This window comes from Nonomuraea sp. NPDC001684 (assembly GCF_053596515.1).
This window is the reverse complement of sequence record NZ_JBSFGJ010000030.1, coordinates 25,855-44,782: the sequence shown is the minus strand read 5'-3', so window position 1 is coordinate 44,782 and position 18,928 is coordinate 25,855. Positions and strand designations below refer to the sequence as shown.

Annotated in this window: 21 protein-coding genes; 15 read left to right on the top strand and 6 right to left on the bottom strand. The window is 71.7% G+C overall.

Going from position 1 to position 18,928, the window contains the following annotated elements:
- Positions 1 to 317 (top strand): LysR substrate-binding domain-containing protein (locus ACWCSD_RS09275; protein WP_449913843.1); only part of this gene is annotated, 317 nt, incomplete at its 5' end.
- Here ACWCSD_RS09275 and ACWCSD_RS09270 read toward each other — a convergent pair.
- Complete coding sequence (locus ACWCSD_RS09270) at positions 283 to 1,173, bottom strand: SMP-30/gluconolactonase/LRE family protein (protein ID WP_397154135.1); 891 nt, start codon at positions 1,171 to 1,173, stop codon at positions 283 to 285. The genes ACWCSD_RS09275 and ACWCSD_RS09270 overlap by 35 nt on opposite strands.
- A 57-nt stretch (positions 1,174 to 1,230) precedes the next feature.
- Positions 1,231 to 2,502 carry an MFS transporter gene (locus ACWCSD_RS09265; protein WP_449913841.1) on the bottom strand — a complete coding sequence of 424 codons (1,272 nt, stop codon included), beginning with the start codon at positions 2,500 to 2,502 and terminating at the stop codon, positions 1,231 to 1,233.
- Positions 2,503 to 2,554: 52 nt separating this feature from the next.
- On the opposite strand from ACWCSD_RS09265, the gene ACWCSD_RS09260 reads away from it, so the two are divergent.
- On the top strand, positions 2,555 to 3,427 hold the full coding sequence (locus ACWCSD_RS09260) for a winged helix-turn-helix transcriptional regulator (protein WP_449913839.1): 873 nt from the start codon (positions 2,555 to 2,557) through the stop codon (positions 3,425 to 3,427).
- Positions 3,428 to 3,453: 26 nt separating this feature from the next.
- Positions 3,454 to 3,900 carry a GNAT family N-acetyltransferase gene (locus ACWCSD_RS09255; RefSeq protein WP_397154141.1) on the top strand — a complete coding sequence of 149 codons (447 nt, stop codon included), beginning with the start codon at positions 3,454 to 3,456 and terminating at the stop codon, positions 3,898 to 3,900.
- 6 nt (positions 3,901 to 3,906) lie between these two features.
- On the opposite strand, the gene ACWCSD_RS09250 is transcribed toward ACWCSD_RS09255, so the two are convergent.
- Positions 3,907 to 4,833, bottom strand: coding sequence for a helix-turn-helix transcriptional regulator (locus ACWCSD_RS09250; RefSeq protein ID WP_449913837.1), 927 nt, complete (start codon positions 4,831 to 4,833; stop codon positions 3,907 to 3,909).
- A gap of 93 nt (positions 4,834 to 4,926) precedes the next feature.
- Between ACWCSD_RS09250 and ACWCSD_RS09245 the strand changes: the two genes are divergently transcribed.
- The 3 genes from ACWCSD_RS09245 (at position 4,927) to ACWCSD_RS09235 (ending at position 6,627) form a co-directional block, all read left to right on the top strand.
- Positions 4,927 to 5,340, top strand: a complete 414-nt coding sequence (locus ACWCSD_RS09245; RefSeq protein ID WP_449913835.1) for a VOC family protein — start codon at positions 4,927 to 4,929, stop codon at positions 5,338 to 5,340.
- Positions 5,341 to 5,345: 5 nt separating this feature from the next.
- Positions 5,346 to 5,702: a YdeI/OmpD-associated family protein gene (locus ACWCSD_RS09240; protein WP_449913833.1), complete on the top strand. Its 357-nt coding sequence runs from the start codon at positions 5,346 to 5,348 to the stop codon at positions 5,700 to 5,702.
- A 118-nt stretch (positions 5,703 to 5,820) separates the two neighbouring features.
- A complete protein-coding gene (locus ACWCSD_RS09235; RefSeq protein ID WP_397154149.1) occupies positions 5,821 to 6,627 on the top strand; it encodes a CPBP family glutamic-type intramembrane protease in 807 nt (268 codons plus the stop codon).
- Positions 6,628 to 6,701: 74 nt separating this feature from the next.
- On the opposite strand, the gene ACWCSD_RS09230 is transcribed toward ACWCSD_RS09235, so the two are convergent.
- The gene (locus ACWCSD_RS09230; RefSeq protein ID WP_397154151.1) at positions 6,702 to 6,989 is read right to left on the bottom strand and encodes a hypothetical protein; all 288 of its coding nucleotides are present in this window, start codon (positions 6,987 to 6,989) and stop codon (positions 6,702 to 6,704) included.
- A gap of 123 nt (positions 6,990 to 7,112) precedes the next feature.
- Positions 7,113 to 8,054, bottom strand: a complete 942-nt coding sequence (locus ACWCSD_RS09225; RefSeq protein ID WP_449913830.1) for a hypothetical protein — start codon at positions 8,052 to 8,054, stop codon at positions 7,113 to 7,115.
- A 683-nt stretch (positions 8,055 to 8,737) separates the two neighbouring features.
- Between ACWCSD_RS09225 and ACWCSD_RS09220 the strand changes: the two genes are divergently transcribed.
- Genes ACWCSD_RS09220 through ACWCSD_RS09180 form a run of 9 tightly spaced genes read left to right on the top strand, consistent with a single transcriptional unit; the run spans position 8,738 to position 17,320 of the window.
- Positions 8,738 to 9,868: a hypothetical protein gene (locus tag ACWCSD_RS09220; RefSeq protein ID WP_449913828.1), complete on the top strand. Its 1,131-nt coding sequence runs from the start codon at positions 8,738 to 8,740 to the stop codon at positions 9,866 to 9,868.
- Positions 9,865 to 10,965, top strand: a complete 1,101-nt coding sequence (locus tag ACWCSD_RS09215; RefSeq protein ID WP_397154157.1) for a JmjC domain-containing protein — start codon at positions 9,865 to 9,867, stop codon at positions 10,963 to 10,965. Before ACWCSD_RS09220 ends, ACWCSD_RS09215 begins: the two co-directional genes overlap by 4 nt.
- A gap of 8 nt (positions 10,966 to 10,973) precedes the next feature.
- The gene (locus ACWCSD_RS09210; RefSeq protein ID WP_449913827.1) at positions 10,974 to 12,191 is read left to right on the top strand and encodes an arginase family protein; all 1,218 of its coding nucleotides are present in this window, start codon (positions 10,974 to 10,976) and stop codon (positions 12,189 to 12,191) included.
- A complete protein-coding gene (locus tag ACWCSD_RS09205; RefSeq protein WP_449913825.1) occupies positions 12,188 to 13,477 on the top strand; it encodes an MFS transporter in 1,290 nt (429 codons plus the stop codon). The genes ACWCSD_RS09210 and ACWCSD_RS09205 overlap by 4 nt, the downstream gene beginning before the upstream one ends.
- A complete protein-coding gene (gene rsgA, locus ACWCSD_RS09200; RefSeq protein WP_449913824.1) occupies positions 13,470 to 14,507 on the top strand; it encodes a ribosome small subunit-dependent GTPase A in 1,038 nt (345 codons plus the stop codon). The genes ACWCSD_RS09205 and rsgA overlap by 8 nt, the downstream gene beginning before the upstream one ends.
- Positions 14,500 to 15,252 (top strand): JmjC domain-containing protein, encoded by a 753-nt coding sequence (locus tag ACWCSD_RS09195; protein ID WP_397154166.1) that lies wholly within the window; start codon positions 14,500 to 14,502, stop codon positions 15,250 to 15,252. The genes rsgA and ACWCSD_RS09195 overlap by 8 nt, the downstream gene beginning before the upstream one ends.
- Complete coding sequence (locus ACWCSD_RS09190; protein ID WP_449913823.1) at positions 15,249 to 15,920, top strand: 2OG-Fe(II) oxygenase; 672 nt, start codon at positions 15,249 to 15,251, stop codon at positions 15,918 to 15,920. The genes ACWCSD_RS09195 and ACWCSD_RS09190 overlap by 4 nt, the downstream gene beginning before the upstream one ends.
- A gap of 33 nt (positions 15,921 to 15,953) precedes the next feature.
- Positions 15,954 to 16,718: a MerR family transcriptional regulator gene (locus tag ACWCSD_RS09185; protein ID WP_449913821.1), complete on the top strand. Its 765-nt coding sequence runs from the start codon at positions 15,954 to 15,956 to the stop codon at positions 16,716 to 16,718.
- The gene (locus ACWCSD_RS09180) at positions 16,715 to 17,320 is read left to right on the top strand and encodes a hypothetical protein (RefSeq protein ID WP_449913819.1); all 606 of its coding nucleotides are present in this window, start codon (positions 16,715 to 16,717) and stop codon (positions 17,318 to 17,320) included. The genes ACWCSD_RS09185 and ACWCSD_RS09180 overlap by 4 nt, the downstream gene beginning before the upstream one ends.
- 40 nt (positions 17,321 to 17,360) lie before the next feature.
- Here ACWCSD_RS09180 and ACWCSD_RS09175 read toward each other — a convergent pair whose 3' ends face one another.
- The gene (locus tag ACWCSD_RS09175) at positions 17,361 to 18,860 is read right to left on the bottom strand and encodes a M28 family metallopeptidase (protein ID WP_397154174.1); all 1,500 of its coding nucleotides are present in this window, start codon (positions 18,858 to 18,860) and stop codon (positions 17,361 to 17,363) included.
- Between the last annotated feature and the right edge of the window lie 68 nt (positions 18,861 to 18,928).

Here is an 18,928-nt window from a genome sequence, read left to right as displayed (position 1 = left end):
GGCGCATCCAGTCGGACGTGGCGTTCGCGGCGGCCGGCGTCCACCGCGAGGTCGCCTTCGAGGTCACCTCCGCCGAGTTCATGGTCGACCTGGTCCGGCACGGCCTCGGCGTGGGCCTGCTCCCCGCCGCCTACGCCCCCCGCTTCCCGAACCTCGGCCTCGTCCGCCTCCGCGACGCCCCGGCCCGGGTGGAGCACCTGATCTGGGGCGCCCACCCGTCCGCGGCGGCCACGGCGTTCCTCGGCCTGATCGGCCCGCCGTCCGGCGGCGGCGGGAGCGGGGTCAGCCGCGCAGCAGCGGCTGGCCCGGGAGCTTGACCTTGGTCTTCATCAGGCTGGGCGCGCCGTTGCCGCCGATGTTGACGAAGTAGAGCGCCTTGCCGTCGAAGGCCAGGCTGGCGGGGCTGTCCAGCTTGTCGGCCAGCACCTCCACGCCGCCGCCGGTGCGGACGACGCTGAGGGTGTTGCCCGTGTAGCTCGGCACGTAGAGCTGCCCGCGCACGTCGAAGGCCACGCCGTCGGCCCCGGCCAGCTTGGCGTCCTTGACGTACACGGTCGGCACGCCCGCCTTGCCGCCCTTGCCGTACGGGACGCGGACGATCTGTCCTTCGTCGGACACGGCCACGTAGAACGCGCCCGAACGCCAGGCGATGCCGTTCGCCCCGGTGCCGTCCGAGCCGACGAACAGGGACGACTTCGCCCAGACCGCCGCCTTGCCGTCGGTCACGCGGTAGACGACGCTGTTCGTGGTGTCGGTGACGTAGAGCGCGTGGTCGGGGCCGAAGGCCAGGCCGTTGGCGAAGCCGATCGGCAGCGCGGCGTAGAGCTTGGCCTCGCCGTAGGAGGTGATCCGCCAGATGCCGTTGGTGGCGGCCTCACCGGAGTTGAGCGCGGCGTAGACGTTGCCCTGGCGGTCGGTGGCCAGGCCGTTCAGCTTGCCCTCGCCGATGGGCAGGGCGGCCAGCAGGCTGTCGGTGCCGGTGCTGTCGACCTTCCTGATCTCGCCCTTGGTCAGCAGGCCGACGTAGATCGTGCCGTCCGGGGCGACGGTGACGCCCTCGGTGAGGTCGCTGTACGGCTGCACGACGATCGGGCGCAGTGCGGCGGCCTGGGCCGGCGTGGCGACCAGCGTCAGCAGCGCGGCGGTGGAGAGGAAGAGGGGGATGCGCTTCATGGCTGTGATCCTGACGCCGCAAGATCGCCATGACGTCACCGCCACTTCCGCGAATCATCATGTGATCGGCACACCATGCGCGCCGGAGCTCTCCTCGCTCCCCTGATGGTCGGTGAGGTCGCGCAGGCGCCGGATCGGCGAGGCCAGCAGGACCAGCGGCACGCAGACGGCCGCGACGACGAAGATCAACAGGGTCGCCCGCGCGCCGAGCAGCCCGGCGATCACCCCCGCGACCAGCCCGCCGACCGGGATCGCGCCCCAGGAGACGAAGCGGACCGTGGCCATCACCCGGGACAGCAGCTCGGGCGGGCTGGCGAGCTGCCGGTACGTCCGGGTCACCACGCTGAGCACCACGACCCCGGCGGCGAACACCACGTTGCCGACGGCGAACGCGGCGAAGCCCGGCCAGCCGTCGCCGAGCGGGATGACGAGCGCCCCGGCCACCACGACGAAGCCCGCGCCGACCAGCGTACGGGCGGTGCCGAACCGGGCCGTGAGCCGGCTGGTCGCCGCCGCGCCGATCAGCGTGCCGACGCCCTCCACCGCCAGCAGCAGGCCGACGAGGCCGGGCTCGGCGTGCAGCTCGCGTACCAGGTAGAGCGCGTAGAGCGCGTGCTGCGCCCCGCAGACCGTGTTCACCGCGGTGGCGGCCCACATGCACGGCCCCATGACCGGGTGACGCGCGACGAACCGCCGGCCTTCGCGGATCATCTCGCGCATCGGCGGGTGGCGATCGGGGGTCTCGGGACGGCGTTCGGGCAGGGTCCGCAGCAGCAGGGCCGAGACGAGGTAGCTGACGGCGTCCACGAGCAGGGTGGGCACCGCCCCGAGCACCTGGACGACGAGCCCCCCGACCGACGGCCCGCCGAGCTGGGTGGTGGCGTGGGTGCCGGAGATCAGGCTGTTGCGGGACTGCAACTGCTCCTTGCTCACGATCGACGGCAGGAAGGTCGCGTTGGCGACGTCGAAGAGCACGTTCGCGAAGCTGGTCACCAGGGCCACGATGACCAGCTGGGCGATGGTCAGCTCGTCCAGCCACCAGGCCACCGGGATGGACACGATGGCCGCCGCGCGCGCCAGGTCGGCGGCGACCTGCACCGTCCGCATCGGGAGCCGCTGCACGATCACCCCGGCGGGCAGGCCGATCACGATCCAGGCGACGTAGGCGGCGGCGGCGATCACGCCCATCTCGAACGCGGAGGCGTCGAGCACGGTCAGGGCCGTCAGCGGTAACGCCACCGCGCCGACCGCCGAGCCGACCGCGCTGGTCGTGCCGGCCGTCCACCACCGCCAGAAGACGGCCGCGCCACCTCCGCCGTCGATCCCCATCCCGCACCTCCGCCAAGTAAGTTCCAGAATGGAACGCACTATACTGGAGCCCGTGAAGCGCGCCGATCTCCCCGACTCCGACTGCGGCATCGCGCAGGCCCTCGGCGTGATCGGCGACTGGTGGACGTTCCTGGTCGTACGTGACATCGCTGGCGGCACCACCCGCTTCGACGGCCTGCAGCGCGAGCTCGGCGTCAGCCGCCGGGCCCTGGCCGAACGCCTGGCCAAGCTGGTCGAACACGGCGTGCTCGAACGGCGGCCCTACTCGACCCGCCCGCCGCGCCACGACTACGTGCTGACGGCGAAGGGCGAAGGTCTGCTGCCGGCGCTCATCGCCCTCCAGGACTGGGGCGTGCGGCACGTGATGGGCGACGGCGCCCTGACCGCCACCAGCGAGAACGGCTCCGCCGAGAGCCGTCGCGTGCACGAGCTGGTCGACCGGAAGATCCCCGGCGTCCTGCTGGAACGCCACGACGGCGAGCTGACCGCGCCCAATGAGCCCGGCGTCTGGACGGTGCTCTACTTCTTCCCCGGCGCGTTCGCCCCGGACGCCCAGGACTACCCGCCCGGCTGGGCCGACATCCCCGGGACGAAGGGCTGCACCCTGGAGGCTCTCACCTACGCGTCACGGTTCGCCGACTTCGAGGCGGCGGGCGCCACGATCCGCGGCGTGAGCACCCAGCGCCCCGACCAGCTGGCCGCGTTCGTCACGCACGCGAAACTGCCCTTTCCCCTGCTGTCCGACCAGAACGACAGGCTCGCCGCCGGGTTGCTGCTGCCGACCTTCCGGACGGCCGGCGTCGACCGCTTCAAGCGCCTCACCCTGCTGGTCGACCCCGACGCGGTCGTCCGGGCCGTGCAGTTCCCGATCACCGATCCGGCCGGTTCGGTGGACGAGATGCTCGCCCTCGTCCGCGACCGCTGACCGCCGGCCTACGGCAGGATGGCGCCATGCTGGAGATCGACTTCCTGACCGAACCCGACCGCGCCCGCTGGGAAGTGCTGGCCCGCGGACAGGACGCCTACTTCGACACCGAACGCGACGACGACGCCTACGAACGGACCTGGCGACGCCTGATCGACGACGAGCAGACCCGCGGGATCACCGCCCGCCTGGACGGCGAAATGGTGGGCATCGCGCACTACCTGTTCCACGCCAGCGTCTGGTACGCCGGGAGGTGCTACATGGCGGACCTGTTCGTGGACGCCGCGTTCCGGCGGCGGGGCATCGCGACGGCGGTGATCGAGTGGGTGGCCCGCGACGCCAAGGACCACGGCTACCCCAGCCTCTACTGGAACACCCTCGAAGACGCCCAGGCCCGCGCCCTTTACGACAAGATCGGCAGGTTCCACGAGGGCCTCATCCTCTACACCTACCGCCGCGACACCGCCCGGTAGGGGCCGTCAGCCGCCGCCGTACAGCGTTGTGAGCTGCGCGGCCAGCTTCGTCAGCTCCCGCTGGACGGACTCCGGGCCCTCCACGACGACGAGGTCGCCCCAGCCCGCGAGCTGGCGGGCGATGTCCAGCGCGGTCGGCGCGGTGAGCGTGACGCGCACCCGCTCCCCGTGGGAGATCACCTCGCAGTGGCGGCCGAAGCGGTCGCGCAGGACGCGCAGGTAGCGGGGCTCGATGGTCGCGGTGGCCGTGGTCGTCGCGCGGCGGGCCTCCATCGCGGTGACGACCTCGTCCCAGGCCGTCGCGAGGTCGAAGTCCGCCGGGCGTTCGGCCGGGTCGTCGGTGACCTCGGCGTCGGTGACCCGGTCGACGCGGAAGGTCCGCTGCCCGTCGGGAGTGCCGGCGATCAGGTACCAGGTGTCGTCCTTGTCGACGAGGCCGTACGGCGCGACGACGCGCTCCCGTCCAGAGTAGGTGAGGCGGACCTTCCGGCGCCGGACCACCGCGTCCTCCAGCAGGTTGACGAGCGCGGGCCGGGCGCGGCGGTGCTCGCCCCAGCGGGCCGGATCGACCACGACGGCGTCCGCCGCCGCCTCGGCCTCCTGCCGGAACGTCGAGGGCAGGGCGCGTACGAGCTTGCGCAGCGCCGCCTTGGCCTCGGGCGCGATGGCCGCGGCCGGGCCGAGCAGCAGGAACAGCGCCCTGGCCTCGGAGGCCTTGAGCCCGGACAGGTCGGTGCGGGCGCCGCCGAGCAGGGCCCACCCGCCGCCGCGCCCGGCCTGCGGGTAGACGGGGATGCCCGCCGCCGACAGGGCCTCCAGGTCACGGCGCGCCGTGGCCACCGAGACCTCCATCTCGGCGGCGATGTCCGCCGCCGTCACCCGTCCGCGCGACTGCATCAGCAGCAGGACGGCCACCAGTCGATCCGCTCTCACGTCTTCGACGATGCCAGAAAAAGTGCTCATTCGATGAGCACTTTGCCTGGCAGCATCGATCTCACAAGCCACCGCAACGAAAGGCGCGAGGACATGCTCCGCGGACTCACCACCATCAGCTTCTACGCCCACGACGTCGCCGCCGCCCGCGACTGGTACGCCGACCTCCTCGGCATCCCCGCCTACTTCCAGCGCCCCGAACAGGGCGACCCCGTCTACGTGGAGTTCCGCGTCGGCGACTACCAGCACGAACTCGGCATCATCGACGCCCGCTTCGCCCCGCAGAGCTGGAGCGCCCAAGACGGCGGCGCCATCGTCTACTGGGCCGTCGACGACCTGGAAGCCACCTGGCAGCGACTCCTCGACATGGGCGCCACCCCCTACGACAAGCCCACCGAACGCGGCCCCGGCTTCACCACCGCCTCGGTCCGCGACCCCTTCGGCAACATCCTCGGCATCATGATCAACCACCACTACCTCAACGTCCTCGCGAGCCGGAAGGGCTGACCACGATGACCGACGACGCCCTGCGCCTGGACGACGCCGCCGCCTGGAGGTCCTGGCTCACCGAGCACCACGGGACGGCCGCCGACGTCTGGCTGCTGATCGCCAAGAAGAACAGCGCCGCGACCACCGTCACCCTCGACGAGGCCCTGGACGAAGCGCTGTGCCACGGCTGGATCGACAGCCACCGCAGGGCCTTCGACGGCGACTTCTACCTCCAGCGCTACTCGCCGCGCGCCCGCCGGAGCCCCTGGTCCGCCATCAACGTCGCCAAGGCCGAGGCGCTGACGGCCGCCGGCCGGATGCGCCCGGCGGGCCACGCCGCGATCGAGGCCGCCAAGGCCACCGGCCGCTGGCCCGCCTGACGCCTTCCCGCTCGGCAGGGGCGCTCCGGCCCCTCGTGACGTGCGCCTTTCACGCGGCTCGAAGCCGTGTCAGAACGATGTCAGGGCCGTGTCGGGTCGCCCGGCCACGATTGCCGGCATGGACACAGCAACGCGGCCCCCGGCCGGCTCCCACCCGACAGGCTTCGTCGCGAAGCTCCTCGCGGACCGTCACTCCGTCCCGCTCTCCATCGCACTGCACCTGGTGCCCGGCGCGGCCATCGTGGCCGTGTACGCGTTCGTCGCCGCCCCGCTGGTGCGGGCGATGGGCGCGCCGATCTTCGCGGCCTGGGCCATGGCCCTCGCGATCGTGCTCTTCCCGCTCCAGCTGTTCCTGCTGTGGCTGGGCAGGAAGCAGACCGGCCGCTTCACGATGAAGGGCGTCGTCCGCTACCGCGACAAGCCGCTCACGCGCCGCACGGTCATGTGGCTCGGGGGCGCGTGCCTGGTGTGGATGACCGTCGTCTCGCTCGCGCTGACCCCGCTGGACAACCTCGTCTACGACTGGTTCTTCACCTGGGTCGACTACCAGGGCGCCGGCCCCGACGGCACCACCTACCTCCAGGGCTACCCGCAGGCGGTCGTGCTCACCACGCTGCTCGTCTGCGGGCCGTTCACCGGCTTCACCCTGCCGCTGATCGAGGAGTACTACTTCCGCGGCTTCCTGCTGCCCCGCCTGCCGCAGCTCGGCAAGTGGGCCCCGATCTTCAACACCCTCCTGTTCTCCGTGTACCACTTCTGGGCCCCCTGGACCGTCCTGTCGAAGCTCGTCTTCCTCTACCCCGGCGTCTGGCTGGCCTGGAAGAAGCAGGACATCCGCATCTCGATCACCATGCACCCCGGCACGACGCTCCTGATGACCGTCGTCGGCATCGTCGCCCTCGCCTCCGGCGCCGCCTCGATGTGAGCCACCCCCTCCCCCGGAACGACGAAGGCCACGACCCCGCACAACGCCGCGGGGCCGTGGCCGGACGATTTTCCCTACCGGATGAGCACGCTGGTGCCGAATATCTCCTGGCCTTCGTTCGGCTGTACCGCCCCGGTCACCGGCCCCTGGCAGCCCGGCCGGAGGAACACGATGGCCACCTCGTCGGTCCGGTTGTAGACGAAGGGGTTCGCGCTGTCGGAGGTGTAGCAGCCGCTGGGGTCGTCGTACTGCGCCCGGTTGATGTAGAGGGTGCCGGTCGCGGCCGAGGCGGGGGTCGCCAGGCTCAGGACGAGTGCGGCGGCGGTGGCGAGGCCGGTCAGGCTGGTCGTGGTACGGAGCATGAGCGCGTTCCTGTCCCTTGAGGTACGGCGCCGTGGCGCCGGCGTCCTCGCCATCATTCACTTATCGCAGTCGCACAACTACTGTCCGTGACGACAGGGATCGGTTTTACGCCGGACGGGCGGCTACTCGGGGCGCAGCAGCTGCTCGCGCCTGGTCAGCAGCCGCGACTGCTCGGCCAGCAGCTGGCCGCGCCGCCCCTTCAGCTGCGCCCTGGTCTCGCGCACCCACTGCGCCAGCCGCTGCACCTCGGCCCTGGTCTTCTCGATGCGCTGATGCTTGAGCACGTCGCTGACGATGTTGTCGAAGAAGGCGTCCACGAACCATCGCGTGTCCACCTTGGGCATCACCGGCCGGGACGCGATCCCGGTGTCGGCCAGCTCGCGGGAGAAGACGTCCAGGGCCCGCTGGGCGTGCCAGGCGGCCTTGTCGGCGCTGGTCAGCCTGTCGTGCTCGAAGGCGTCGGCGATCAGGCCGCCGCCGAACACGTCGAAGGTGGAGGCCGTCCTGGCGGAGTCGAGCAGGCGCAGCACGACGGCCAGCGCCTCGTGCGCGCCCTGCCCCGCCTGGTGGGCCTCGTCGCACTCGCGCACCTCGGCGCTCAGCCGGTCGAGCGCGGCGCCGAGGTCGGCCAGCTCCCGCGCCCGCGGATCGCCGCTCCGGACGATCTGCTGCTCCTTCTCGACCAGCAGCCGCGCGTACTCGCGGGAGGCGGGGTCGAGCACGGCCAGCTCGGCGTCGGCCGCCGCCACGTCGGCTTCGAGCTGCGCGAGCCGGGCGCGGTGACCGTCCACGCGTTCCCTGGCCACCACCACCTCGGCGCGCTCGCGTGCCAGCCGCTCCTCCCGGTTGCCCAGCAGGCGGGACAGGACGGCGGACAGGCCGCCCTCCAGCCGGGCGACGTCGCGCTCCTCGCCGGCCAGCTCGGACTCCAGGCCCTTCAGGATGTCGCGGACGTCCGCGATCTGCCGCGCGGCGTTCCCGCGCAGACGCCGGACGTGTTCGGCGCGGTGCATCCTGGCGAACGCCTCGCGCAGCCGTTCGTCAAGTTCCGGGGAGAGGGTCACACAATAACGACGAACGACCCGAACCAGACGTTCCTGGTTGCTGCAAGGCTGCCGCGACCATGAAGGTAAAGGTCGAACAGCGGCTCCAGCCGGTTGGCGACCCGATGTGGCTCGTCGGCGGGCCGTCCGCTCATCCCGCGCCTGATCCCCCACTCGTCACATTTGCCGAAAAAGGCGATCCAAAGCGCAGCGAAAGCGGATCCATATCGGCTGTCGTTAGGTTCGTTCCAGTGATCGCCCCAAGCTGATCAGCGCACAGGATGATCGCACTCTTGTCCCACTGGTTCACGGAGATCGAGACGGAATTGCGTCGCGTCTCCCACGACAACGAGAGGAGCATCAATGGAAACGCCGTCGCGTAACGACTCGCCCATGGCCGTGGTCGACATCTCGGACATCATCGTGTTCGAGGACTCGACTTCCACCGCTCAGGGCCGTCAGCTGTGGATGCGGCCCGAGCAGGATGTCGGCCACTGACGGTGAGCCGCGACCGGGATCGGCCCGATCCGGGCCGTTCCCGGCATCTCCTGAACGGAGACGACGTCCCCCAGGACGTCATCCGAATGTAGCGACGGGCGCCTTCCAGGCGTCCTGAGCCGACGGCGCAAGACCTCCTTCCGTCCGTCGCGAGGGAACGGGGTCTTGCGCCCACCGGCCGCAGAAATCTTCCGGAGGTCTGAAACGTGCTGGACGAGGGGAAGTGGCGGGAGCTCTGCGAGCGCAACGCGCCCGGATTCACCGAGCGCGTGCACGTCCCCGGCCTGATCACCAGGCCGGAGGCCCTCACCGACCTGCTGCTGAACGCCGTCGCGGCGGCCACCACCCGGGTGGACGAGGACGACGCGGACCTGCCCACGATGCGGGCCTTCCGCGGGGCCGCCCTCGACTACGACGCCTCGGAGCGGCTGATGTCGGGCGCCTTCTCCCGTGCGCACGACATCCACTCCTGGCTTTTCGAGCAGGGCGGCAAGACCGACATCTGCCTCGCCGCCAACGGCATGGAATCGTGGGACGCGGAATTCGGCGAACTGCTCTACTCGCATTTCGTCGTCCCGCTCGCGGAGGCGGGCGTCCCGCTGACGCGAGGAATCGACTGGTACTGCTTCGTCGCCAGCGCCGGTCCCACTCCTTTCGGGGTGCACACCGACCCCGAGCCCTCCTTCATCTTCAATCTCGGCCCGGCGAGCAAAACGGCCTGGACGTGGTCGCGGTCGAGCCTTTCCGCGCTCGGCAACGGGCGGCCGAGAACGCTCGACGCGGAGCCGCTTCTTCCGGCGGCGGAAAGCGTCCGTCTCGCGCCGGGCGATTTCCTCTTGATTCCCGCGGGGATGTTTCACATCTTCCGCAATGACGGCCCATCGACATTGCTGGGGCTCACGGTCTATCCGGAGGACCCCGCGCAGACCGCGACGGAGGCGCTGCTCCACCAGATGCGCCGCCGCCACGAGCCCGATCCGCTGGACGCCTTCCGCGCCGCCCTCGCGGGCGACGGCGTCGAACGGGCCGCGGAACGCCTGGCGCGACTGCTCCGCTCCAGCGGGTACGGCACGCCGCCGCGTTTCCCCCGCAGAGCCGTCGATCTGGGCCCGCCGTACAAAGTCACCCGCTTACCGATCATCACCACAGGCAGGAGCGTCTTCGCCATGGGACGGGAACTCACCGTCGACCTGGGCGATCTGGCCGGCCTCCTACAGCCGGGAGCCCTCGTCGGCGAGGACGAGCTCGGCGACGCGGCCGCCACGCCCGAGCTGAGAGCCGCCGTGCGGGCGTTGATCCAGGTAGGCGTCCTTCGGAGCGTTGGGACACCACAATGACACTGTCCTGGGACATCATCGTCGAGGCGCTGGGCGGGGAGACCGTCTGGCGCAAGTCGTTCGGTCACGAACTGCTGAAGGGCCGGGTCTCGCGGGAGCACTCCTGGGAGTCCTCGCTCGGCTGGAGCGTCGTCGACCACCTCATGAAGACGACCACGATCGAGCCGCTGATGATCCGGTTGTCCGCGGACCCGATCGCCTATCCGGGCAGCTACATCAGCACCCGCATCGACGGCGGCGACATCGTGCACCGCAACTGGCGCTACGGCCCGATGATCGAGTACCTGCGGTCGGGCGCGACGCTCATCGCGAACCGGGCCGATCGTCTGCACGTGGGGCCCGCCCGCCTGCGCGAGCAGTTCGAGTACTTCGCCGACGACCCCGCCTGGGTGAACGGCTACGCCTGCTGGACCGAGAAGTCGGCGTTCGGCCGCCACTGCGACGGTCACTCCACGGTGATCTTCCAGGCCGAGGGCAGCAAACGCTGGCGGATCTGGGAGGGCACCGGGCCCGACGCGAAGCTGATCGAGGAGGCGGACATGCACCCCGGCGACGTCTGGCACATCCCGCGCCGCTGGGATCATGAGGCCACCGGCATCGGGCCGAGCCTGCACTGGACGTTCGGCGTGCACCTGTCCACTCCCGAGGACCTGACCAGGACCGCGATGGACGCGTGGACCAACCGCCATGGCGAGCGCAGACCTGACGACGCCGTGGCGCTCGACTCCCTGATGACCTCGCTGTCCACGGACGTGCACCAGGCGCGCGAACTGCGTTCCGCGCAGTCACTCGAACGGCGTGAGGGGCTGTCGCTGCCCTGGTCGGTGCAGAGCGCCTCCTTCGCGGGCACCGGCCTGCGGTGGGCGGCCCGCTTCCCGCCGCTGGTCACGTACAAGGAGGAGACGATCACCATCGAGAGCCTCGGCGTCCGGCTCAACGTCGACGCCAGGCTCGCCCCTTGGGTGAAGGCGTGGTCGGCGGGGCGGGTCGTCAGGCGCGAGGACGTCATGGGCATCCCGCTTGGCGACGACGACCTCGACGCCGGGCTCGACGCGCTGGTCAAGGCCGGGCTGCTCCTGGTCGAACAGGTGGGGTGAAGCGCGCCATGACGAGCGACACACCGGCCGCGACGCCCTGGGCGCTCAACCCGGCGTTCCGGATCGAGGGCGCTGAGCTGGTCAACGACACCGAGGGCGTCCGGCTCGCCCTGACCGAGCCGTTGCGCGAGCTGTGGAACGGCCGTGCCACGCTCCCGGCGGTACGGCTGACGCCGCAGGCCGAGCAGGCGCTGCGCAGGGTCAGGCTGATCGTGCCGATGGGCGCGGCGGCGGCGGCCGGCGGCGGGCTGGCCCGCGTGGCCGTGACCCCGCTCGCCTTGCCCGCCGGCAAGCGCGCGAACGCGGCGGCGTGGGGGGTGATCGGGGCACCGGTGGACCTGGGAGGTCCGCCGGGGCCCCGGCCCAGGGACGGCGTCCCCGTGATCCGCGCGGCCCTCGCCCGGCGGCTGCGCCTGCTCGGCCAGGACGGGGCGTGGTCGTGGTCGTTGCGCGCCAGGCCCGCCGACGGGCTGCCCGGCGTCGCCGATCACGGCGACCTCCTCGTCGATCCGGCGACGGACACGGGCGTGACGGCGCACGAGCGGCTGCGGGCGCTGGTCGGCGCCGTGGTCGCCCAGGGGCATCGCCCGCTGGTGGTGGGCGGGGACCACTCGGTCAGCTACCCCGCCATCGGCGCCGTCGCCGACGCCCACCCCGGCCTCCGCGTCGTACACGTGGACGCGCATGCCGACCGCAGGCCGCGCGGGGAGCGGGCCACGGCCGACTGCGGGAACTTCGTCAGCTGGGCGCTGGCCGAGCATTCCCGCCTGCGCTGGCTCACCGTGGGCGTCCGCGGGGTGGACCCACAGGTCGACCTGGCCGCCGACGCGCACGAGGAGCGGGTCGCCTACCTCACCGCCGATGAGGCCGCCGAGCCCGGCACGGCCGAGCGGATCGCGCGCTTCTGCGACGGGCGGCCGGTCTACCTCACGGTCGACGTCGACGCCCTCGACCCGGTGCACGCGCCCGACGTGGTCTACCCCTGCTCAGGCGGCTTCGCCCCGGCGACGCTGACGGCGGTGGCCCGTGCGGTGGCGGGTGCCGGGCGGCTGGTCGGGGCCGATTTGGTGGAAGCGTGCCCGTCCCCGACCGGCCGGCACCTGGCGGCCAGGCATCTGGCGGACCTGATGGTGACCGTCCTGCTGGAAGAGGCCCGGCGGGCCCTGTCCGCCCCCCATGACCAGCCGGAACCGTTGACGGACGACCTCCCTGGAGCAGTTGGATGACCGAGGCCAGACCCGTGTCCACCTCGCCTCTGACCTCGCTCCCTTTCCGGGTCCACCTGGCGGGGCAGGCGGTCTCGCGGCTCGGGGACGGTGTCGTCGCGGTCACCTTCGCCTTCGCCGCTCTGGCCGTCGCACCCGACGGGCGGGGCATCCCGATGGTGCTGCTGGCCCTGTGGGTCTCGCGGTTCGTCTTCGTCGCGTACGGGGGTGCCCTGCCCGACCGCATCGGGCGGCTGCCCGTCATGTTCGGCGCGGACCTGGTCCGCCTCGGCGCCCAGCTGTTCCCCGCGCTCACCTTCGCCTTCGGGCAGCCGCAGCTCTGGCATCTCGTGGCCTCGGCCGCGGTGTACGGCGCGGCGACGGCCTTCTTCATGCCCGGCGCCGTCGGGCTCCTGCCTGAGCTGGTCCGGCCGACGCAGTTGCAGAAGGCGAACTCCTGGCTCGGTGTCGCCGGCGACACCGGCAGGCTGGCCGGGCCCTCGCTGGCGGCGCTGCTCGTGGCGTTCGGGGGTGTCCCGCTGGCGCTCTTCTTCGACGCCGCGACCTTCGTCTTCTCCCTGCTCTCGCTGGCCTGGTTGTGGCGGCTGGCGCCGCGCCGCCAGGAGCCGGAGGCCGCGGAGGGCGAGAAGCACGGTCCTCGGGAACGGGTGCGCTTCCTCGACGCGATGCGCATCATGCCGCGCGTTCCGTACGTTCTGGGGGCGATCCTCATCTGGGTGCCGGCCCAGATCGGTCTGGCGTCGGTGAGCGTGCTCGGGCCGATCGCCGTGCGGGACACCTTCGGGAGCATCGAGGAGTGGGGCGTCCTCGTGACCTTCCTCGCGGCGGGTGGGCTGCTGGGAGCGCTGGTGAGCGGCATGGTGCGGGTCGCGTGGCGCGGTGTGCTCGTCGTCGTCCTGCTGGCGGTGTCGATGCCGGTCCAGCTGATCGCGCTGGCGTACGGGCAGGACCTGGTGGTGATCGCGGCGGCCTTGTTCCTGACGAGCCTCACCGCCGGGGTCGCGGGCATCGTCTTCGACACGCTGGTACAGCTCTCCGTCCCGGCCTCGATGCTCTCGCGGGTGGGCTCGTTCGAGACCACGATGACCACGGCGATGGTGCCGCTGGGCTTCGCGATCGCGTTGCCGCTGGCGAACCTCGTGGGGCGGACGGCGTACCTGGCCGGGCTGGCGGCCGTCATCGTGGTCACGTCCGGGGCGGTGCTCCTCTGGGCGGTCGCGCGATCGGGCGTGCGCGACCGGTTCGTCGAGGAGTCCGCGGGCGACCTGGCGGGCCGCGATGCCTGACGGGACACGCGGGCTGGCCATGCTCGGCTGGCCGGACGGGGCCGTGTGGCCGCGCGACGAGCACGTGCCCGCGCGGATCGCCGCCGTGCACGGGAGCCTCGCCGAGGCGTGCGCCGTCGCCCCCGGCGAGGCGGCCGGCTGGGTCCGTCACACAGGCGTCAAGCTCGCAGGCACGCTCGATGTCACCCCCGTCGCCGGCGACTGGATCACGATGCGGGGCGTCGAGGTCATGGAGGTGCTGCCGCGCCGCACCGCGCTGTCGCGCCCCGGCCCGGGCGGGCGGGGCCGGCAGGTCCTCGCCGCGAACCTCGACACCGTCGTGGTGACGGTGCCGGTCGATCGCGGGCTGAATCAGAAGATGGCCGAGCGGCTGACCGTCATGGCCTGGGACAGCGGGGCCGTTCCGGTCCTGGCCCTCACCAAGTGCGACGCCTGCCGGGACGTGCCGGGGACCGTCGAGCAGACGGCCTCCCTGGTGCCGGGGGTCGAGGTCGTGGCCACCAGCGCGGTCACCGGCGAGGGCGTCGCACGGCTGCGCGAACTCATGGGCCCGGGGACGACCTCGACGCTGCTCGGCGCGAGCGGCGTGGGCAAGACGTCGCTGCTGAACGTCCTCGGCGGCCACCGCGAACGGGTCGCCGCCGTCGGGCGCGACGGAGAAGGCCGCCACACCACGACGACGCGTCGGCTGCACTTCGTGACGGGCGGCGGCGTCCTGATCGACCTGCCCGGCATCCGGGCGCTGACCCTGTCGGCGCGTCAGGAGGCGATCACCGACGTCTTCACCGAGATCGCCGAGCTGGCCGGAAAGTGCCGGTTCGCCGACTGCGGTCACGAGCACGAGCCCGGCTGCGCCGTACGGCAGGCGGTCGAGACCGGGCAGTTGCCGCGACGCCGCCTGGACGCGTGGGACGCCATCCAGCGGCAGCTCGCGCACGAAGAGCGCAAGCACGATCCGATCGCGCGGGCGGCCGAGAAGGCGAAGTGGAAGGCAGTGTCCAAGGGAATCAGGAGGCGTCAGCGTGGCTGAGACACTCACCCGTCCCCTCACGGAGCGCGCGGTGGCCGGAGGGCGGGAACCGCTGATCATCAGGCGGGCGGCGCTGGACTGGCCGCTGGCGCGGACGGTCCGCGACGGCGGCCTTCTCGCCCGCTTCGGTGACCAGGAGGTGGGCGCCACGCGCACCGGCGAGCGACGGACGATGACTCTCGCCGAGGCGCTCGCGCTGAACAGCGGCGAGTTCGACCCGTGGTATCTGTGCTGGAACGTCCACGACCGCCGCGACGAGCTGGTCGGCGAGCTGCCCGAGGCGTTCGCCTCGTGGTTCGACTGGCTGCCGGAACCGGTGCGCCCCGCCTGGACGTGGATCTTCGTCGGCCCCTCGGGGACCGGCACACCGCTGCATCTGGACACGATGGGCAGCTCGGCCTGGAACGCGCTGCTGAGCGGCGCGAAGGAGTGGCGCGTCATGTCGCCGCGCCGTTCCGTGCGAGCCGGCCTGCTGAGCCAGGCCGTGGCGGAGACGCTGCCCGACGTCGGCGACGTCGAGTACACCTGCACCCAGCATCCCGGTGACCTGCTGTTCGTCCCCGGAGGGTGGGCGCACGAGGTCATGAACACCGGAGACACCGTCTCCATCACAGGAAACTTCGTCAACGCCTCGAACATCGGCACGGTCGAGGCCGCGCTGACCCGTTCCGGCGACGACACCTGGCGCGAGATCACCAGACGGGTACGGCAGGCCGCCACGCGGCTGCGGGAGGAGCAGGGATGAGTGACGTGACGACCGCGGTCGGGCGGCGCTACGCCGTGATCGACGACGCGTTGCCCCTGGACGCCTTCGACGCCTGGGCGAAGGCGGAGCGGGCGGTCACCTACCGGCCCACGTTCAGCTCGATCGACCCGGTCTTCGACGGGGTGGCGTTCCACGCCGACGCCTCGTTCGCGTCGGTGCCGGTCGGCGACGAGCACGGCGCGGCGATGCGGTCGGCCGTCAGGAAGGGGCTCGAAGCCTTGGGCCTCGATCTCGCCGACGGCGAGCATTTCAGATTCTGGCGCTACGGCCGTGGCAGCGGCCTGGGCTGGCACGACGACGGGCGTGGACGCGGAGCGGCGTTCACGTTGTACCTCTCGGGCGAGTGGCGGGCGACGTGGGGCGGCGAGCTGGAGCTGTTCGACTGCCCGGTGGACGATGTGCCGTGCGTGCATTTCGACGTGGCCAGGGACCTGATGGACGCGCCGCTTCCCGCCACGGCGATCGCGCCGCGACCGAACCGGCTCGTGGTGATGGCGGCCGGGACGTTCCACCGGGTCAGGCCGGTGGAGGCGGGCGCGGGCGACCACCTCAGGCGCTCGATCACCGGCTTTCTGGCTCCCAAAGATCAGTACAGACCCTCGAAGCCCCTTCCGAGCAGCCAGAGAGCCGGAACCCCACCGGCTTGACCTTGACGCGACGTCAAACTGTTCAATGAGGGCATGCGGATCGGCGAGCTGGCCGCGCTGGTCGGGGTTTCCACCCGTACCGTGCGCTACTACCACCACCTGGGAATCCTGCCCGAGCCCGAACGGCTTCCCAACGGCTACCGGGAGTACCGGCTGCGCGACGCCGTACGGCTGGCGCGGGTGCGGCATCTGGCCGGGCTCGGGTTGTCGCTGGAGGAGTTGCGGGACGCGCTGGCCGACGACCGGGGCGTGGACTTCCGGGAGGCGTTGCAGGAGCTGGACGCCGACCTGGCCAGGCAGCAGGAGGCCATCGCGGCGCGGCGGGCCCGGCTGGCGGCGTTGCTCGCGCAGCCCGGCCTGAGCCCGGAGTCGATGATGTCCCCCGACGCGGCGGCCGTGCTGCGTGACCTGGGCGGCGGCGGGTCGGCCTTCGGGGCGTTCGACCACGAGCTGCTGACCCTGGCCACCATGTTGTCCGACGAGGAGGGCCAGGCGGGCCTGGCCGAGCTGATGCGCCCGATGACCGAGCCGGGCGCGCTCGCCGCCGGGCACGAGCTGTACCGGCGGCTCGACGAGCTGGCGGACGCGCAGGCCGGGGACGAGCGGATCGGGCCGCTCGCCGCGGACATGGCCGCCCACATACCGGACGGGCTGGCCGGGATGGTGCCCTCCGGCCCGGGGGCCGACCTGTCCTGGATGGAGACGATGATCGGCGAGTTGTCGCCCGCGCAGGCGGAGGTGCTCCGGCTGCTGTTCACGGAACTCACGGAGACCGGGTCCAAGGAGGGGGCGGGATGATGGGCGTGCTGCGCGCGGTCCTCAGGTTCGAGCTGGCGGGGCTGACCAGCGTCGCCCTGTGGGCGGCCCGGCGGCGGCACGGCGTCCCGGCGGGGGCGACCGCCGTGTCGTACGCCAAGGAGCAGGCGTTCACCCTGGGCCTGTTCATGTTCGCGATGGTCGTCGAGACGGCGGTCGTGGACCTGCTGCTGGTGGTGAACGACGTGCCGGCGGCGATCCGCGTGCCGGTGCTGGTCGGCGACCTGTACAGCCTGCTGTTCGTGGTCTTCATGGCCGCCGCCTCCGTCACCAGGCCGCACGTGGTCACCGAGGACGAGCTGCGCGTCCGGTACGCCGCCTACTTCGACCTGCGCGTGCCGCGCGACCTCATCGCCTCCGTCCGGACCGTCCAGAACTACAACGAGGCGCGGCTGATCGGCGTGGACGGCGGCCGGCTGGGCGTCGCGGTCGCGTCCAGGACGAACGTGACGGTGGAGCTGACCGGGCCGGTCGTCGCGGTGCGGCCGCTCGGCGGGCGGGCCGAGGTCACCTCGATCCGCTTCTTCGCCGACGACCCCGCCGCCGCGGTCGCCGCCCTGCGCTCCCCGAGCCGTGCACGCTGAGGGATCCCGGGCGGGCGGCGACCCGCCCGGGATCGTCTGCTCAGCGTGCCGACTGCGAAGTGAGCGCGGTCTTCGCGGCGGCCGCGGTCCGCGGCGGGATGCCGTTCAGGTTGAAGGCGAACCTGGCCGTGGAGTCGGCCACCGCGTCGGCGTCCACGTCCAGCGCGGTCGCGTTGATGTTGGCGATCGTGTCGCACGCCTGGTGGTAGCAGGAGTCGTAGGGCTGGCCCGCGACGCCGCCGAACAGCGCGGCCTCCTCCGCCGTCTTGATGCCCTCGGCGCCGGTGAAGATGCCGCCCGCGGGGATGCCGACCGCGATGAACGGCCCGTAGTCGGAGCGTCCGTCGAAGTCGGTGCCCACGGTGGGCAGGTGGCGGGAGGCGTAGAAGTCGGCGAGCTGCCGCTCGATCTGCGCCGATCCGGGCGGACCGGCCGGCGAGCCCTGGCCGTCGGAGTCGTCGCCGTCGTACAGTTTGTACGCGTAGTTGGGCGAGGCGACCATGTCGAAGTTCAGGTAGACCCGGATCCGGTCGCGCTGGGCCTGGGACAGCTTCTCGACGTACTGGTCGGAGCCGAGCAGGCCGATCTCCTCGGCGGCCCAGAACGCGAAGCGCACCTTGTTCTTGACCGGGAAGAGCGCCATCTCCTCGGCCACTTCGAGGATGGTCGCGCTGCCCGAGCCGTTGTCGTTGATGCCGGGGCCGACGGTCACGCTGTCGAGGTGCCCGCCGACCATGACGACGTTGCGCGGGTCGCCGAACCGGGACTCGGCGATCACGTTGTCGTTGGTGCCCAGGACGAGGTTGGCGTCGACCTTGAGCCGCACGGTCGGCGAGCCGGCGGCCAGCTCGTTGCCGACGGCGAAGTCGGCGAAGACCATGGGCACGTTGGCCCGCCACTCGCCGATGTCCAGCGGGAACGCGTCGGTCCGGCCCGGCTGGCCCTCGTTGAACACGATGATCCCGGACGCGCCGGCCCGGCCCGCGTTGCGGATCTTCTGGGCGAACGCGCAGGTGCCGCGCTGGATGAGCGCGATGCGCCCGGCGACGAACCCGGCGAAGTCCGACTCCTCGCAGCCGCTGGTCGAGGTGGGCGTCGGGGTCGGGGGCAGGGTCAGGTCCACGCCCTGGACCTGCGCGGTCACGTCCCCGGCGGGTGACGGCTGGAAGGAGTAGAAGTCCTCGTTCGGCACGTACGACTTGGCGTCCGGCGCGGTCCGGTTGAGCGTGGGCGGACTGTTCTCGGTCCAGCTCTCGACGAAGTTGATCGGCTGGAACGTGACCTTGTAACCGGCCTTGCGCAGCTTGCCCGCCACGTAGTCGCGGGAGGCGTTGTAGCCGGGCGTGCCGGCGGCGCGGGTGCCGCCGTTGGCGTTGGCGATGGATTGGAGTGCTTCCAGGTGCTTCTTCACGTTCTCGCCCTTGACCTGCTTCACCAGCAGCTTGGCGAAGACGTCGTCGAGCGGGCCCGCGCTCGCCGGGACCGCCATGGCGACGGGTAAGGCGAGAGCGGCGACCAAAGCGATGATGATTCTGCGCATGCAGGCTCCCCTAGGAGTGAGATGCGGAGAAATCCCCCGAGCCGCAATGATTCGCAAGGTAGCCCGTC

Excerpts from the sequence above, each read along its gene's own strand:
- ACWCSD_RS09255 (WP_397154141.1), top strand. The coding sequence starts at position 3,454 with ATGCTGGAGATCGACTTCCTGACCGAACCCGACCGCGCCCGCTGGGAA.
- ACWCSD_RS09185 (WP_449913821.1), top strand. The coding sequence starts at position 15,954 with ATGCGGATCGGCGAGCTGGCCGCGCTGGTCGGGGTTTCCACCCGTACC.
- ACWCSD_RS09265 (WP_449913841.1), bottom strand. The coding sequence starts at position 2,502 with ATGGGGATCGACGGCGGAGGTGGCGCGGCCGTCTTCTGGCGGTGGTGG.
- ACWCSD_RS09175 (WP_397154174.1), bottom strand. The coding sequence starts at position 18,860 with ATGCGCAGAATCATCATCGCTTTGGTCGCCGCTCTCGCCTTACCCGTC.
- ACWCSD_RS09180 (WP_449913819.1), top strand. The coding sequence starts at position 16,715 with ATGATGGGCGTGCTGCGCGCGGTCCTCAGGTTCGAGCTGGCGGGGCTG.
- ACWCSD_RS09240 (WP_449913833.1), top strand. The coding sequence starts at position 5,346 with ATGACCGACGACGCCCTGCGCCTGGACGACGCCGCCGCCTGGAGGTCC.
- ACWCSD_RS09270 (WP_397154135.1), bottom strand. The coding sequence starts at position 1,173 with ATGAAGCGCATCCCCCTCTTCCTCTCCACCGCCGCGCTGCTGACGCTG.
- ACWCSD_RS09245 (WP_449913835.1), top strand. The coding sequence starts at position 4,927 with ATGCTCCGCGGACTCACCACCATCAGCTTCTACGCCCACGACGTCGCC.
- ACWCSD_RS09215 (WP_397154157.1), top strand. The coding sequence starts at position 9,865 with ATGACACTGTCCTGGGACATCATCGTCGAGGCGCTGGGCGGGGAGACC.
- ACWCSD_RS09205 (WP_449913825.1), top strand. The coding sequence starts at position 12,188 with ATGACCGAGGCCAGACCCGTGTCCACCTCGCCTCTGACCTCGCTCCCT.
- ACWCSD_RS09230 (WP_397154151.1), bottom strand. The coding sequence starts at position 6,989 with ATGCTCCGTACCACGACCAGCCTGACCGGCCTCGCCACCGCCGCCGCA.
- ACWCSD_RS09235 (WP_397154149.1), top strand. The coding sequence starts at position 5,821 with ATGGACACAGCAACGCGGCCCCCGGCCGGCTCCCACCCGACAGGCTTC.
- ACWCSD_RS09190 (WP_449913823.1), top strand. The coding sequence starts at position 15,249 with ATGAGTGACGTGACGACCGCGGTCGGGCGGCGCTACGCCGTGATCGAC.
- rsgA (WP_449913824.1), top strand. The coding sequence starts at position 13,470 with ATGCCTGACGGGACACGCGGGCTGGCCATGCTCGGCTGGCCGGACGGG.
- ACWCSD_RS09210 (WP_449913827.1), top strand. The coding sequence starts at position 10,974 with ATGACGAGCGACACACCGGCCGCGACGCCCTGGGCGCTCAACCCGGCG.